Raw genomic sequence first — 16,033 nt, forward strand, 5'->3', positions numbered from 1 at the left:
GGCTCCGTGGGATGTTGGAAAAGACGGGCGGAATGATAGGCGCGCACGGCCGTCAATTGCCTGGAAAGAAAGGCTTGCCGAGCGACGCTGGCATATTCACTTTGATCCAGTTCGGATTGCGCGAGATGAGCACCAGCACGACGATGGTCGACAGGTAGGGCAGCATCGTCAGCCACTGGCTGGCGATCTGCACGCCTTCGCCTTGGAGGTGGAACTGCAGCATCGTGACGCCACCGAACAGGTAGGCGCCGAGCAGCACGCGCGTCGGCCGCCAGGTGGCGAAGGTCGTCAGCGCGAGCGCGATCCAGCCCTTGCCGGCGACCATGCCCTCGACCCACAGCGGCGTGTAGATGACCGAGATGTAGGCGCCGGCCAGCCCGCACAGCGCGCCGCCGGCCACCACCGCGGCCAGCCGGATGCGCCGCACCGGATAGCCCAGCGCATGGGCCGACTCGGGCGATTCACCGACGGCGCGCAACACCAGGCCGGCACGCGAGCGGTAGAGGAGCCAGGCCAGTCCCAACGCCAGCGCGATCGCGCCGTAAACCAGCGGGTGCTGGCGGAACAGGGCCGGCCCGACCAGCGGGATGTCCGACAGGCCTGGAATGGCGAACTGAGGCCGCGCACCGATGCGCTGCTGGGTGAACGAGATGCCGACGAAGGCCGAGAAGCCGGCGCCGAACAGGCTCAAAGCCAGCCCTGTGGCGTACTGGTTCGTGTTGAGCCAGATCACCAGCACGCCGAAGGCCGCGGCCATCAGCGCGCCGGCCCCCATGCCAGCGACAAAGGCCAGCGTGTCGGAGCCCGAGTGCACCGCGGTCGCGAACCCGGCAATCGCAGCGACCAGCATCATCCCTTCGGCACCGAGGTTGACGATGCCCGCGCGTTCGTTGATCAGCAAGCCCAGGCCGGCGATCGCCAGCACCGTGCCTGCGTTCAGCGTCGCAGCCAGCAGCAGGGCAATTTCATTCATGCCTTGACCCTCGCACCGAAACGCACCCGGTAGTGAATCAAGGTGTCACAGGCCAGCAGCGAGAACAGCAGCAGGCCCTGGAACACGCCGGTCAACGCCTTGGGCAGCCCGAGCCGCGATTGCGCCAGTTCACCGCCGATGTAGAACATGCTCATCAGCACGGCGGAGAAGACGATGCCCACTGGGTGCAATCGTCCGACGAAGGCGACGATGATCGCGGCGAAGCCGTAGCCGGCCGGCACGTACGGCGTCAGCTGGCCGAGCGGCCCGGCGGCTTCCAACCCACCGGCCAAGCCGGCCAGCCCGCCCGAAACCAGCAGCGCCGTCCACAGCGCACGGCGCGAAGAGAAGCCGGCGTAACGCGCCGCCGCCGGCGCCAGCCCGCCGACCTGCAGCGCAAAGCCGCGGTAGGTGCGGAACAGAAAAACCCACAGCGCGCTGACCGCCAGCAGCGCAACGACCAGGCCGATGTTCATCCGCAGGCCCTGCACCAGTCGCGGAATCTTCGTCGTCGCATCGAAGGTGATGGTCTGCGGGAAGTTGTAGCCCGCCGGATCCTTCCACGGCCCGTAGACGAGGTAGGCCAGCAGCATGTCGGCCACGTAGACCAGCATCAGGCTGACCAGGATCTCGTTGGCGTTGAAGCGGTCGCGCAGCAACGCCACCAGCGCAGCCCAGGCCATGCCACCCAGCGCGCCCGCCAGCAGGATCGGCAAGACGATGCCCTTGCCCAGCCACGCGGTGCCTGGCCCCGCCTGCATCGCCACCCAGCCGGCCGCCAATGCACCGACGACGAACTGGCCCTCGGCGCCGATGTTCCAGACGTTGGAGCGAAAACAGACCGCCAGCCCGAGTGCGATCAGCACCAGCGGCACCGCCTTGATCGACAGCTCGGACAAAGCGTAGGCACTCTTGACCGGCTCGAAAAAGAACACCTGCAGGCCCCGCACCGGGTCCTTGCCCAACGCGGCGAACAGCGCAATGCCCATCAGCACCGTGATCACGAGCGCCAACAGCGGCGAGCCGATCGACATCGCTTTCGAGGGCTGCGGCCGTGCTTCAAGCCGCAGCACGGGCCGTCTCCTGGGTCGGCCACAGGCCCGACATCCATTCACCAATTTGCTCTACCGTCGCCTGTGACGTCGCAATCGGCGGCGACACCCGGCCGCGCGCGATCACCAGCAGCCGGTCGCTGATCTCGAACAGCTCGTCCAGCTCTTCGCTGACGACCAGCAGTGCGCAACCCTCGTCGCGCAGGCGCAGCAGCTCGCCGCGGATCTGCGCGGCCGCGCCGACGTCGACGCCCCAGGTCGGCTGGGCAACGATCAGCGCTTTCGGCTTGGCGTCGATCTCGCGGCCGACGAGAAACTTCTGCAGGTTGCCGCCGGACAGCGAGCGCGCCACCGCATCCGGCCCGCCGGCCTTGACGTTGAAGCGGGCGATCAGGTCGGTGGCCAATGCCCGCGTCTCGGCCAGCCTGAGCCAGCCGCCGCGGCCCACCGTCTGGGTGCGGGTCAGCAGCGTGTTCTGCGCCAGGCTCAAGCTCGGCACCGCGCCGCGGCCCAATCGCTCTTCGGGCACGAAGTGCAGGCCCAGCGTGCGCCGCTGGCGTGGCGATGCGGCGGCAATGTCGTGCCCGAACAGAGCGACGCTGCCGGCCGGCGCACGCCGGTCTTCGCCCGACAGTGCGGCCATCAGCTCCTGCTGACCGTTGCCCGACACACCGGCGATGCCGACGATCTCACCCGCCCTCACCTGCAGCGACACGTCGGCCAGGCTGACGCCGAAAGGGTCCAGCTGCGGCAGGCTCAGGCGCTTCACGTCCAGCGCCACCGCGCCGGTCTTCGCTTCGCGGTGCGCGAGTGCGGGCGGCTCGGCGCCGATCATCAGGCGGCTGAGGCTCGCGTTGGTCTCCTGTGTCGGGTCGACCTCGCCGGTGACCTTGCCACCCCGCAGCACGGTGCAGTGGTGGCACAGGTGGCGGATCTCGTCGAGCTTGTGGCTGATGTAGAGGATGCTGCAGCCCTCGCTGCTCAACTGGCGCAGCGTGACGAAGAGCCTTTCCACCGCCTGCGGCGTCAGCACCGAGGTCGGCTCGTCGAGGATCAGCAGGCTCGGTTTGGTCAGCAGCGCACGCACGATCTCGACCCGCTGGCGCTCGCCGACGCTGAGGGTGTGCACCGGTCGCAGCGGATCGACCTCCAGCCCATAGCCTGCCGCGACCTGGCGGATGCGCTCGGTCACCTCGGCCAGCGTCTCATGCTTGCCGAGACCGAGCCAGACGTTCTCGGCCGCGGTCAGCGTGTCGAACAGCGAGAAGTGCTGGTAGACCATGCTGATGCCCAGCGCGCGCGCCGCCGCCGGGCTGGCCACCTTGACCGACTGGCCCTTCCACAGCACCTCGCCCGCATCGGGCGGGGTGGCGCCGTAGATGATCTTCATCAGCGTCGACTTGCCGGCACCGTTCTCGCCCAGCACGGCGTGAATCTGGCCGGGCGCGACGCGCAGCGAAACTCCATCGTTGGCTCGCACGGCAGGGTACTGTTTGGTGATCCCTCTTAGTTCGAGGCGCAACGGGGCAGCGGGCGGCATCAGCAGAGGTCGTTGGGTTCGGCGGAAAAAGCGCCGCGTCGATGACGCTCGACGCCGGCGACGCGGGTGCTCACCACATGGCGCTCGTCACCCAGCGTCAACCAGGCGAAGACCGCATCATGCAAGTCCCGGGCCACCGATTGTCTGCGGGCTTCCACGGGGCTGGCCGCGCGGTCCCAGACGACGATGTCGGCGTGAGCGCCCGGCTCCAGCGAGCCGATCTCGTGGCCCAGGTGCAGCGCCTCGGCCGCGCCGCGCGTGGCAGCATGCAGCAACGCCCATGCGGTCACGCGCCGGTTGGCCATCGCCTGCACCTTGTAGGCATCGGCCAGCGTGCGCGGCATCGACAGGCTGGTGCCACCGCCGACATCGGTGCCCATCGTCACCGCCGCGCCGGCCGCCCGTGTCGCAGCCCAGTCGAAAAGGCCACTGCCGAGGAACAGGTTGGACGAGGGGCAGTGGGCGATCGTGGCGCCGTGGGCGGCCAGCAGCGCGCGGTCGTCCGCGTCGAGCCAGATGCCGTGGGCCAGCATCGCGCGGGGCCCCAGCAGGCCGTAGTGGCGATAGACGTCGAGGTAGCTGCGCGCCTGCGGAAACAGCTGTGAGACCCAACGCACCTCGTCGGTGTTCTCGGCCACGTGGGTTTGCATGTAGAGACCCGGCGTCGCCGCCATCAACGCACCGGCCATCGCCAGCTGCGCCTCGGTCGAAGTCGGCGCGAAACGCGGCGTCACCGCATAGGCGATGCGGTCGCGGCCATGCCAGCGCGCGATCAGGTCGACACAGTCGCGTTCGGCCTGGGCCACGTCGTCGCGCAGGAAATCGGGTGCGTGGCGGTCCATCAGCACCTTGCCGCCGATGAGCCGCATGCCGCGCGCTTCGGCCGCGTTGAAGAGTGCATCGACCGAGGCCTTGTGCACCGTCGGAAAGACCATCGCCGCGGTCGTGCCAGCGGCCAGCAGCCCATCGAGGAACAGTGCCGAGATGTGCGCTGCATGGGCCGCATCGGCCATGCGCGATTCGGCCGGGAAGGTGTGCCGCTCCAGCCAGTCGAGCAGGGCGGTGCCGTAGGCGCCCAGCACATCGACCTGCGCGCTGTGCACATGGGTGTCGATGAAGCCGGGCAAGATCAGCCGGCCCGGATGCTGCTCGCGGGGCCAACTGGCGTCTGGCGCCTCGGTCTGCACACCGGCGATGCGACCGTCGTCGCCAATGAGCAGCCAGTGGCCCGGGCGATAGCGCACGGCCGGGCTGGTGGCGTCGTCCAGCGCCGGCGTGTCGGTGAAGTCGAGCAGGTCGCCCTGCAGGGCCAGGCGTCGGGTCATGCGATCACGTTCTCGTCGCCCATGTTCTCGCTCAGGCTTTCGTTCTGCTGGCGGCCGGTGCGGCCAGTTCGCGCGCCACATCGCGCACCTGCTCACGCAGCCAGCGCTGCGCGGCCGAGACGTGGGTGCGCTCGTGCCAGAGCTGGTAATAGGCCATCGGTGGGAAGGCCACCGGGCACTTGACGATGCGCAGCGACGCCTGGCCGCCGACGAAGCGCTGGCAGAACTGGCGCCCGGTCGTCAGCACCAACCGGCTCTGCGACACCATCTGCGGCGCCAGGCTGAAGTGAGCGCAGCGCACGGTGATGCGCCGCTCCAGCCCTTGCAACGCCAGGTGCTCGTCGATCACGCCGCGGGCGCCGGGGTGCAGCGGCGTCGGCGCGATGTGGTCGCTGTCGAGGTAGCGCGCGGTCGTCCAGCCCCGAGGGTTCTTCACCGCCGGGTGGTCGGCGGCCACGAGGCAGACCACCTCGTCGGACGACAAGCGGCCCAGGTGCAGTTCGTCCGGCGGCTCCAGCCAGTTGCCGACCACCAGGTCGACCTCACCTGCGGCCAGCTTGCGCCGGTAGTCGAACTCGGCCGACAACGGGTGCAACTCGAGCCTGGCTTGCGGCGCCAACTGCTGCAGTCGTGCGACGACGCCGGGCAGGAACAGCGGGTCGAGGTAGTCGCTGGCGGCGATGCGCATCGTCAGCGTTGCCCGGGCCGGCTCGAAGGCACGGCCGGGGCGTGCCGGGCCGAACAGCGTTTCCGCCTCGCGCAGCAGGCGCTCGGCCGGGGCCAGCAAGGCCAACGCGGTGTCGGTGGGCGCCAGGCCGGCGCCGGCGCGCACCAGCAGCGGGTCGCCGGTCAGCGCTCGCAGACGCCGAAGCTGCGCACTGACCAACGGTTGCCCGCTGCCCAGCCGCAAGGCGGCACGCGAAACGCTTTGCTCGGAAACCACGGTGTACAGCACCTTCACCAAGTGGAGGTCGATGTTCGCGAAATCCGGCGGCTGCGTCATACGTCGAAACGAATGATACTCAGGTGTTTGACGACATGCACGACTCCGCCGACCGGAGTACCTTCGCAAAGATGAGTGACATGCGCCCGATCCAATTCGTGTTCCGTGGCCAGCCGGTCAGCGTCGCTGTGCCCGAGCCGACCCGCAGCGTGCTGCAGTGGCTGCGCGAAGACGCACGCGCCTGCGGCAGCAAGGAGGGCTGTGCCGAAGGCGACTGCGGCGCCTGCACGGTGATCGTCGCCGAGCTGGCCGACGAGATGCCCGAGCCGAGTCGCGCGGTGCGGGTGGCGGGGCTGGCTCTGCGACCGGTGAACGCCTGCATCCGATTCCTGCCGACGCTGCACGGCAAGGCGCTGCTGACTGTCGAAGACCTGGCCGGTAGCGGCGGGCTGCATCCCGCGCAGAATGCGCTGGTCGAGCACCACGGCTCGCAATGCGGTTTCTGCACCCCCGGCTTCGCGATGTCGTTGGCGCTGTGCCATGAGCGTCACGCCGAGGCCGGCACCGCGCCGACACGGCCCGAGCTGGCCGACGAGTTGAGTGGCAACCTGTGCCGCTGCACCGGTTACCGCCCGATCCTCGATGCCGGCGAGGCGATGAACACCCTGCCCGGCCCGCGCCTGCCGCTGGAGGGTCTGGCCGACCAGTTGCGGGCGCTGCGTGACGAGCCTTCACCGTCGATCGACGGCTTCAAGGCGCCGCGGTCATTGGCGGAGCTGGCCACGCAACGCGAACTGCAGCCCGACGCCACGCTGCTGGCCGGGGCGACCGACATCGGGCTGTGGGTCAACAAGCAATTCCGCGCGCTGCCGCAGTTGATCTACCTGGGTGACGTGGCCGAGTTGCGCACGATCGACGACGATGGGGCGACGCTGCGGATCGGCGCCGCGGTGACACTGGAAGACGGCTGGGCCGCGCTGGTGCAACGCTGGCCGGCCCTGAGCGAAATGCACCGCCGCTTCGCCGGCCCGCCGGTTCGCCATGCCGGCACGCTGGTCGGCAATCTGGCCAACGGCTCGCCGATCGGCGACACCGCGCCGGTCTTGATCGCGCTCGGCGCGACGCTGACGCTGCGCAAAGGCCAAGCCACACGCGAGTTGCCGCTGCAGGATTTCTATGTTGGCTATATGAAGAACCAGCTGGGCCGCGGCGAGTTCATCGAGGCGGTCTGCGTGCCGCCGCCCTCGCCCGGCTGGCAGGTGCAGGCGCACAAGCTTTCCAAGCGTTTCGACTGCGACATCTCCGCGGTCAGCGCCGGCTTCGCGCTTCGGCTCGACGGTGAGCACGTCGCCGAAGTGCGGCTGGCTTTTGGCGGCATGGCAGCCGTCGTCAAGCGGGCCGCGGCCACCGAGGCCGCGATCGTCGGCCAGCCCTGGACCGAAGCGACATTGCGCGCCGCGCAAGCTGCACTGGCGAGCGACTTCCAACCGCTGACCGACCTGCGCGCCAGTGCCGACTACCGCCGCCAGGCCGCTGCCGCGTTGCTGGAGCGACTGTGGCTGAGCACCCGGCCCTCGCAACCGCTGGCGCTGCACGAACTGCGGGTGTTCGCCTGATGGAAATGACCCCACCCCGAACCGCTGGCGCGCCGGTCGTCGGCTCGGCACTGCCGCACGAGTCGGCCACGCTGCACGTGACCGGCCGCGCAGCCTACGTCGACGACCTGCCCGAGTTGGCCGGCACACTGCACTGCGCGCTGGGCCTGTCGCCGGTGGCGCATGGGCGCTTGCTCGCGATCGATGCCGATGCGCTGAAGCGCGAGCCGGGGGTGGTCGCGGTCTTCACCGCAACGGACATCCCCGGCCACAACGACTGCGGTCCGATCGTGCACGACGACCCGATCCTCGCCGACGGCACGGTGCGCTACCTCGGCCAGCCGGTGTTCGCGGTCATCGCCGACACGCGCGAAGCCGCACGCCGGGCCGCCGCGAAAGCCAAGCAGGTGCTGCAGATCGAACCGCTGCCCGCGATGCTGACGGTGCGCGAAGCCCATGCGAGGCAGGACTACGTGGTGCCGCCGATGCACCTGGCGCGCAGCCAGTCCGGTGGCGGCGGGGCGGGCGTGAGGCGCGCGATCGCGAATGCACCCCACCGACTGACCGGCCAGTTCTCGCTTGGCGGCCAGGAGCAGTTCTACCTCGAAGGCCAGATCGCCTACGCGTTGCCGCAGGACGATGGCGGGCTGAAGGTGCACTGCTCGACGCAGCACCCGAGCGAAATGCAGGCCGTCGTCGCGCATGCGCTCGAACTGAGCGCAAACCAGGTGCTGGTCGAGTGCCGGCGCATGGGCGGTGGCTTTGGCGGCAAGGAGTCGCAGTCGGCGCTGTTCGCCTGTGTCGCGGCGTTGGCGGCGAAAGCGCTGAACCGCCCGGTCAAGCTGCGGCCGGACCGCGACGACGACTTCATGGTCACCGGCCGACGCCATGGCTTCGAGTTCGATTGGGAGGTGGGTTTCGACGACGAAGGTCATGTGCTCGGCCTGGAACTGACGCTGCTTGGCCACGCCGGCCATTCGGCCGACCTGTCGCCACCGGTGATGACCCGCGCGATCTGCCACGTCGACAACGCCTACTGGCTGCCCGAAGTCGCGATCCACGGTTACCTGCCGCGCACCAACACCCAGAGCAACACCGCGTTTCGCGGCTTCGGCGGGCCGCAGGGCGCGCTGGTGACCGAGGTCGTGCTCGACACGATTGCCCGCCACCTGGGCCGCGACCCGCTCGATGTGCGGCGCGTGAACTGGTACGGTGACGCCGAGCGCAACGTCACGCCGTATCGCCAGACGGTCAGCGACAACATCATCGCGCCGTTGACCGGCGAACTGGCAGCCAGTGCCGACTACGCCGCACGGCGTGATGCGATCGCCATGTTCAATGCAACGAGCCCGGTGCTGAAAAAGGGCCTCGCGCTGACGCCGGTGAAGTTCGGCATCTCGTTCAACGTCAACCACTTCAACCAGGCCGGGGCGCTGGTGCATGTCTACACCGACGGCTCGGTGCTGGTGAACCACGGCGGCACCGAGATGGGCCAGGGCCTGAACACCAAGGTCGCACAGGTCGTCGCGCACGAGTTGGGCCTGCCATTGACACGTGTGCGCTGCACGGCGGCCGACACCAGCAAGGTGGCCAACACCTCGGCCACCGCCGCGTCGACCGGCTCGGACCTGAACGGCAAGGCCGCGCAGGACGCGGCCCGCAAGATCCGCGATCGGCTTGCTGCGCTGGCGGCCGACACGCTCGACGCTCCCGCCGACGAGCTTCACTTCGACAACGGGCAAGTCGTCGCGCCCAGCGGCGCCGCGATCCACTTCGACGCGCTGGTGCTGAAGGCTTACCAGGCCCGCGTGCAGCTGTGGTCCGACGGCTTCTACGCCACGCCGGGCCTGCACTGGGACCGTGCCACGCTGACCGGCCGCCCGTTCTACTATTTCGCCTACGGTGCTGCGGTCAGCGAGGTGTTGCTGGACACGCTGACCGGCGAATGGAAGCTGACCCGCGCCGACCTGCTGCACGACGTCGGCGCCTCGCTGAACCCGGCCATCGACATCGGCCAGATCGAAGGCGCCTTCGTGCAAGGGATGGGTTGGCTGACGACCGAAGAGCTGGTCTGGCACCCGCAGACCGGCGCGCTGCTGACCCACGCCCCGTCGACTTACAAGATCCCGACGGCGAACGACCTGCCCGACGCGTTCACGACGCGCCTGTACGCCAATCACAATGCCGAGGACAGCATCCACCGCAGCAAGGCGGTGGGCGAGCCGCCACTGTTGCTGGCGTTCTCGGTGTTTCTCGCCTTGCGTGACGCCGCGGCGGCCTGCGGCGCACCAGGTTGCCAACCGCCCTTGTCGGCGCCGGCCACGCCTGAAGCCTTGCTGCGTGCGGTTCAGGCGGTTCGTAATGCTTGAGACGTCGCGTTCGCGGCAACGAGCATCTGCCATCGGCTTGATCCGCACACCACCCTGCCACAGTGATGGCGACAGGGCGGCAGCGGCAGCCTGCTGCGCGCAGGCCCCATTCGCGGCCGCGCCGACATCGGCACGCATCAACGATGCTGACCGAGAGACGGTTGCGCGCGCAACGCGGTGCCCCGCGAGCGTGGGCCGGAGAACGCACCCCCGGGCCAGCCGCCACGCGCAGCGCGTTGCAGGTGGAATGCGACGCCGGAGACCTTAGAGTGCTGGACCCCGACCGCAACACCGCAGCACAGTGGCTGGCGACAAGACACCCCGCGATGCTGGTCGAGGTCATCGAAGCCCGCGGCTCGGTGCCGCGTGAAGCCGGCACACGCATGCTGGTCAGCGCCCATGAGGTGGCCGGCACCATCGGTGGTGGCCACCTCGAATGGCAGGCGATCGCCCGCGCCCGCGAGCGGCTCGCCGCCAACGACACCGCCCCACTGGACTGGGCGGTCGCGCTCGGCCCCTCGCTCGGTCAATGCTGCGGCGGCGCGCTGACGCTGCGACTGTCGCCCTTGACCCAAGCCGCCATCGCGGATTGGCCGGCACCACGGCCACTGTTCCGCCTGCATCTGTTCGGTGCCGGTCACGTCGGCCGCGCCATGGTGCAGGTGTTGGCGGGCGTGCCGTGCGAGATCGTCTGGGTCGACGAACGCGAGAGCGAGTTCCCCGCCAGCCCTTCACCGGATCACGTGCAGCGCGTCTGCGTCGAGCCTGTCGAGGCCGAGGTCGCGAACGGCCGGCCGGGCGACTTCTACCTGGTGCTCACGCACAGCCATGTGCTGGACCTGGCGATCACCGAAGCGATCTTGAGGCGGGGCGACTTCGGTTGGTTCGGTCTCATCGGCTCGGCCACCAAACGGGCCCGCTTTGAACACCGGCTGCGCGACCGCGGCATTGCAGACGACATGCTGTCACGCATGGTCTGCCCCATTGGCCTGCCCGACATCGGCGGCAAGCAGCCCGGGGTCATCGCAGTGTCCGTGGCCGCCCAGATACTAGGGATTTACCCTTAGTCAAACAGGGGGTGACGCCGACCCACCCCGCCGGCCGCGTCATGCGGTTTTCGAGCTTGGAACGCCGGTTTTAGCAGGAGAGCGAGCAAGTTCGGCCTTCATGCAAAAGGCTTCCGAGCTTCTTACTGGACTGGCTCCATGCGCGAGGTTATGCCGGGGGCGCGTATCGATAGCCGGTTTCCGCATAACCCGACGCTCACAATGCCGCGACGCATAGGGCGTGCGCATCAGCGACGAAACCCGGCTTGCGCATTCAACGAGGACGGGAGCAGTCGTGGAAATTGATGGCATGAGGGCCGTAGCCGGCCTGTTGGTCGGCACCATCGTCGGGATCACCGGTGTGGGCGGCGGCGCGCTGATGACGCCGTTGCTGGTGCTGATGTTCGGCGTTGCGCCGCAAACCGCCGTCGGCACCGACCTGTTGTACGCGTCGATCACCAAGATGTTTGGCGTCGCCGTGCACCAGAACCACGGCACCGTGGACTGGGGCATCGTCGGCCGCCTGGCGATGGGCAGCCTGCCAGCCGCCGCCGCCACGCTGGCCTGGATGCACTACAGCGATGCGAACCAGGTCAAGAGCGGTTTCATCATCAGCGCCGTCGCGATCGCCCTGCTGATCACCGCGGTCGGCATGCTGGCCAAGGACTACCTGCACCGTGTCGGCCGCAGCCTGCGAGTCACCGACGCGAGCTATTTCAAGCACGTCCAGCCGGTGGCCACGGTGGTGGCTGGCGTGGTCCTGGGCGTGCTGGTGACGCTGACCTCGATCGGCGCCGGCGCACTGGGCACCGTGATGCTGGTGTACCTCTACCCGATGCGGCTGAACGCCAGCAAGCTCGTGGGCACCGACCTCGCGCATGCGATCCCGCTCGCGCTGATCGCCGGCCTGGGCCACCTGTCGCTCGGCAACGTGAACTACAGCCTGCTGATCAACCTGCTGCTGGGCTCGATCCCCGGCGTGCTGATCGGTTCGTACATCAGCACCCGCGCCCCGCTGACCTTCATCCGCTACGCGATCGCCATCGTGCTGGGCCTGGTCGCGGTGAAGATGTTGACGGTCTGAGCCCTCCCGCTCGCGGCGGCGGGAGCCGGCCGCGAGCAGCCACAGGCAGGCAAGGGCTTGCGGCCGCGCCCACAATTCGGCGATGGCCTCCCCGCTCACGCTGCATGCAGCCCCCGCCGCCGGCTTCGACCAACCGTTCGAGTTGTTGGCCGCCTGCCATGACAGGGTCCGGCGCTCGTTGGAGCTGCTGCAGCGCCTGATCGCCCACGCCGAACAGCAGGGGCCGGACGCCCAGGCGGCCGACGCTGCGCTCGACGTGCTGCGCTACTTCGGCATCGCCGCGCCGCTGCACCACGAAGACGAAGAGCGCCACGTGTTGCCGCTGTTGCTGGCCAGCGAACAGGCCGTGTGGGTCGAGGCGGCCGAGCAGATGGCGGCCGACCACCGGACCTTCCGGGCGCTGTGGGCCGATTTGGCCCCCGGCCTGCAGGTGCTGGCTGAACAGGGGCTGCCCCAGCTGCCTGTGCTGCGGCGCCTGGCCGAGAGCTTCGTCGCCTTGCACGCCAGCCATCTGGCGCTCGAAGACAAGGTGGCGTTCCCGGCCGCCGCGCAGCTCGCCAGCGAGGCCGAGCGCCGCGCGATGACGGCCGACATGGCCGCCCGGCGCGGCGTCACGCCGCGCTGAATCGGGCCAGCAGTCAAGCCAAGGTATAGGCCGTCTTCACCGTCGTGTAGAACTCGGCCGCATACCGCCCCTGCTCGCGCGGCCCGTAGCTTGAGCCTTTGCGGCCGCCGAACGGCACGTGGTAGTCGACCCCCGCGGTCGGCAGGTTGACCATCACCATGCCGGCCTGCGCGTGGCGCTTGAAGTGCGTGGCGTGCTTCAGCGACGTGGTCGCGATGCCGGCCGACAGGCCGAAGGCCGTGTCGTTGGCGAAGGCCAGCGCCTCCTCGTAGTTCTTCGCCCGCAGCACGCTGGCGACCGGGCCGAAGATCTCTTCGCGGTTGATGCGCATCGAGGCGGTGGTTTCGGTGAACAGCGCCGGCGTCAGGTAGTGGCCGGGTGCGCCGTCGGCGTTGGTGGGCATGGCCTGGCCGCCGGCAGCGAGCTTCGCGCCTTCGGCCTGGCCGATCGCGATGTACTCCAGGTCCTGCGCCAGCTGGCTGCCGTCGACCACCGGGCCGATGTCGGTGCCTTGCGCACGTGCATCGCCGATCTTCAGCGTGGCCATGCGGTCGACCATCGCGGCGACGAAACGGTCGTGGATGCCTTCGGTGACGATGATGCGCGACGACGCGGTGCAGCGCTGACCGGTCGAGAAAAAGCCGGAGTTGATCGCCGCGCCGACGGCCACGCCCAGGTCGGCATCGTCGAGCACGACGAACGGGTTCTTGCCGCCCATCTCGAGCTGCACCTTGGCGCCTCGTGCGACGGCTGCTGCCGCCACCCGCTTGCCGGTCGCGACAGAGCCAGTGAAGCTGATGCCGGCGACGCGATCGTCTTCGAGCAGCACCGCGCCCACATCGGAGCCGCGGCCCATCACCAGGTTGAACACGCCCGGCGGAATGCCGGCGCGCGACAGGATGTCGGCCAACGCCCAGGCCGAGCCCGGCACCAGCTCGGCCGGCTTGAACACCACGCAGTTGCCGTAGGCGAGCGCCGGCGCGATCTTCCACGCCGGGATCGCGATCGGGAAATTCCACGGCGTGATGATGCCGATCACGCCCAGCGGCTCGCGGGTCACCTCGACGCCGACGCCCGGGCGCACCGAGGGCACGACCTCGCCGGCGGTGCGCAGTGCCTCGCCGGCGAAGAACTTGAAGATGTTGCCGGCCCGAACGACCTCGCCCACCGCCTCGGGCAGCGTCTTGCCTTCTTCGCGCGCCAGCAGGTCACCCAGCTCGGCCTTGCGCGCGAGGATCTCGCTGCCTGCGGCGTCCAGTGCGTCGAAGCGTTGCTGCGGCGTCGACAGGCTCCAGGCCGGGAACGCGGCATGCGCGGCGGCCACGGCGTCGAGCGCCTGCTCCCGGCCGGCGACGGTGTAGTCACCGACCACGTCGCGCGTGTCCGACGGGTTGATGTTGCGGTAGCTGCGCGGGCCTTCGGTCCAGGCACCGCCGATCAGGTTCAGCTTCATGGGATCTCCTCTTTGGAATGGGAAGCGCCCGCGAGGCACTGAACCAGTGCGGCGGGCGGCATGGGCTGGATTGTGCGGCGCAGCGACGACGATGCGGGCGCGGGCGCTACTGCGGGCCGAGCCTGGCGATCAGCTTGGCCAGCGCGCCGACCTCGGCGGTCTTCAGGTCCGACAGCGGCGGACGCACCGGGCCGGCCGAGTGCCCGACGATGGTCGCGCCGGCTTTGACGATGGACACGGCATAGCCCTCGCCCTGGTTGCGCAGCGCGATGTAGGGCAGGAAGAAGTCGCGCACGAGGCGGTCGCAGGTCGCGGTGTCGCCACTGGCATGTGCGTTGTAGAAGTCCATCGCCGTCGTCGGAATGAAGTTGAAGACCGCCGACGAGTACACCGGGCAGCCCATCGCCTTGTAGGCGCCGGCGAAGACCTCGGCGGTCGGCAAGCCGCCCAGGTAGGCGAAGCGCTCGCCCAGTGTCTGGCGGATGGCGACGAACTTTTCGATGTCGCCGACACCGTCCTTGAAGCCGATCAGGTTCGGGCAGCGCTCGGCCAGGGCCAGCAGGCTCGTCGGCGTCAGGCGGCAAGCGCCACGGTTGTAGACGATGACACCGAACCTGACGCTCCGGCAGACCGCCTCGACATGCGCGACCAGCCCTTCCTGGCTGGCCTCGGTCAGGTAGTGCGGCAGCAGCAGGATGCCCTGCGCGCCGAGCCGCTCGGCCTCTTGCGCGTACTTGATCGCCAGCGTGGTGCCTCCGCCTGCGCCGGCAACGATCGGCGTGCGGCCGCGACAGGTGTCCAGCGCGACCTGGATCACCTCGGCGTACTCCTGCGGTTCGAGCGAAAAGAACTCGCCGGTGCCGCCGGCGGCGAACAGCGCCGACGCACCATAGGGCTGCAGCCACTCCAACCGCTCGGCATAGGGCCGCGGCGCGAAACGCAGCTGGGCATCGAAGTCGGTCAACGGAAACGACAACAGGCCCGCTTGCAGCACGCGCTTAAGTTCTTGGGGTGACATGACCAGGCCTCCGGGGGTTGACAGTGCCAATTGGCGTTATGTTGTATGTCATCGTACAACTTACCTGATGCAACTGTCTACGTGGGACTGCGTAGATTCACCATCCGCGGCATGCCGCCACGCCGCGCACCGGCCGAGCCGAGCGCACGGCGCCTGTCGGCCGGCTCGGCCTGCGCTCAGCGAGGCTCAGCCTGCTGCGCCCGGCGCCGACGCTCCCGGCTGTTTGCCAGGTGGGTGCGCATCGCCGCGCGGGCCGCGTCGGCATCGCCGGCGACGATGGCGTCGTAGATGCTCTCGTGCTCGGCGTTGACGCGACGCAGGTACTGTCGGCGCTCATCGCTCATCGGCTCGTCCGCCCCTTCGGCTTGGGTCAACCGGGCCCGCGGAATGATCGAGCTGCCGAGCGTGGTCATCATGTCGGCGAAGTGGCTGTTCTGCGTCGCACGCGCAATCTCGAGGTGGAACTGGAAGTCCGCGCTCACCGCATCGCGCCCTTCATTCACCGCCTGCGCCACCGTGTCCAGCGCCTGGCGCATCGCGGCCAGGTTCGCCGCCGTACGTCGCTGCGCGGCGAGCGCGGCCGCCTCGGTCTCGACGCCGATGCGCAACTCCAGCACCGCGATCACGTCGCGCAAGGTGTTGAACTGCTCCGGTCCGAGCTTGAACCCGGGCGCATCGCCCAGGCCGATCACGAAGGTGCCGATGCCATGTCGCGTCTCGACCAGGCCCGAGGCCTGCAGCTTTGAGATCGCCTCGCGGACCACCGTGCGGCTGACGTTGAATTCGCCCATGATCGCGGCCTCGGTCGGCAGCTTGTCGCCGGGGGACAGGCGGCCGTCGCGGACGCGGTCGCCCAGGGCCTCGACCAGCTCCAGGGCCAGCGTGCGGGGCTTGCGGCGGGTCGGCGGGGTCAGGCTCATCGTGCTTGGTGTTATCCCTATGGGGCGTGTCGCATCAGGGCCGTACAGTCGACTCAAGTTGTACGACAACCGATGACAGTCCACAAGCCT

13 protein-coding genes are annotated in these 16,033 nt (G+C 69.1%); 5 read left to right on the plus strand and 8 right to left on the minus strand.

Annotated elements, in window-relative coordinates; translation table 11 throughout:
- Positions 1 to 52 precede the first annotated feature (52 nt).
- From VFY73_RS16530 to VFY73_RS16550, 5 genes are read right to left on the minus strand one after another with little or no spacing between them, the layout of a single operon-like run.
- On the minus strand, positions 53 to 973 hold the full coding sequence (locus VFY73_RS16530; protein ID WP_329720689.1) for an ABC transporter permease: 921 nt from the start codon (positions 971 to 973) through the stop codon (positions 53 to 55).
- Positions 970 to 2,046, minus strand: coding sequence for an ABC transporter permease (locus tag VFY73_RS16535; protein WP_329720691.1), 1,077 nt, complete (start codon positions 2,044 to 2,046; stop codon positions 970 to 972). Before VFY73_RS16535 ends, VFY73_RS16530 begins: the two co-directional genes overlap by 4 nt.
- Positions 2,033 to 3,565, minus strand: coding sequence for an ABC transporter ATP-binding protein (locus VFY73_RS16540; protein ID WP_329720693.1), 1,533 nt, complete (start codon positions 3,563 to 3,565; stop codon positions 2,033 to 2,035). The genes VFY73_RS16535 and VFY73_RS16540 overlap by 14 nt, the downstream gene beginning before the upstream one ends.
- The gene (guaD, locus tag VFY73_RS16545) at positions 3,565 to 4,890 is read right to left on the minus strand and encodes a guanine deaminase (protein ID WP_329720695.1); all 1,326 of its coding nucleotides are present in this window, start codon (positions 4,888 to 4,890) and stop codon (positions 3,565 to 3,567) included. Before guaD ends, VFY73_RS16540 begins: the two co-directional genes overlap by 1 nt.
- A gap of 31 nt (positions 4,891 to 4,921) precedes the next feature.
- A complete protein-coding gene (locus VFY73_RS16550; RefSeq protein ID WP_329720697.1) occupies positions 4,922 to 5,893 on the minus strand; it encodes a LysR family transcriptional regulator in 972 nt (323 codons plus the stop codon).
- 71 nt (positions 5,894 to 5,964) lie between these two features.
- On the opposite strand from VFY73_RS16550, the gene xdhA reads away from it, so the two are divergent.
- From xdhA to VFY73_RS16575, 5 genes are all read left to right on the plus strand, one after another.
- Entirely contained in the window at positions 5,965 to 7,449 is a 1,485-nt protein-coding gene (gene xdhA / locus VFY73_RS16555; protein WP_329720699.1) for a xanthine dehydrogenase small subunit, read from the plus strand.
- Between the two features lie 5 nt (positions 7,450 to 7,454).
- A complete protein-coding gene (gene xdhB, locus VFY73_RS16560) occupies positions 7,455 to 9,797 on the plus strand; it encodes a xanthine dehydrogenase molybdopterin binding subunit (RefSeq protein ID WP_329720701.1) in 2,343 nt (780 codons plus the stop codon).
- 269 nt (positions 9,798 to 10,066) lie between these two features.
- Positions 10,067 to 10,864: a xanthine dehydrogenase accessory protein XdhC gene (xdhC, locus tag VFY73_RS16565; protein ID WP_329720703.1), complete on the plus strand. Its 798-nt coding sequence runs from the start codon at positions 10,067 to 10,069 to the stop codon at positions 10,862 to 10,864.
- Positions 10,865 to 11,153: 289 nt separating this feature from the next.
- A complete protein-coding gene (locus VFY73_RS16570) occupies positions 11,154 to 11,927 on the plus strand; it encodes a sulfite exporter TauE/SafE family protein (protein ID WP_329720705.1) in 774 nt (257 codons plus the stop codon).
- A gap of 82 nt (positions 11,928 to 12,009) precedes the next feature.
- Positions 12,010 to 12,552, plus strand: coding sequence for a hemerythrin domain-containing protein (locus VFY73_RS16575; protein ID WP_329720707.1), 543 nt, complete (start codon positions 12,010 to 12,012; stop codon positions 12,550 to 12,552).
- A gap of 13 nt (positions 12,553 to 12,565) precedes the next feature.
- Here VFY73_RS16575 and VFY73_RS16580 read toward each other — a convergent pair whose 3' ends face one another.
- The 3 genes from VFY73_RS16580 to VFY73_RS16590 form a co-directional block, all read right to left on the minus strand.
- Positions 12,566 to 14,005: an aldehyde dehydrogenase family protein gene (locus VFY73_RS16580; protein ID WP_329720709.1), complete on the minus strand. Its 1,440-nt coding sequence runs from the start codon at positions 14,003 to 14,005 to the stop codon at positions 12,566 to 12,568.
- A gap of 106 nt (positions 14,006 to 14,111) precedes the next feature.
- A complete protein-coding gene (kdgD, locus tag VFY73_RS16585; protein ID WP_329720711.1) occupies positions 14,112 to 15,023 on the minus strand; it encodes a 5-dehydro-4-deoxyglucarate dehydratase in 912 nt (303 codons plus the stop codon).
- A 176-nt stretch (positions 15,024 to 15,199) separates the two neighbouring features.
- Positions 15,200 to 15,943: a FadR/GntR family transcriptional regulator gene (locus VFY73_RS16590; RefSeq protein WP_329720713.1), complete on the minus strand. Its 744-nt coding sequence runs from the start codon at positions 15,941 to 15,943 to the stop codon at positions 15,200 to 15,202.
- Between the last annotated feature and the right edge of the window lie 90 nt (positions 15,944 to 16,033).

The sequence above is a fragment of the Ideonella sp. genome (genome assembly GCF_036277275.1).
Classification (GTDB): domain Bacteria; phylum Pseudomonadota; class Gammaproteobacteria; order Burkholderiales; family Burkholderiaceae_C; genus Ideonella.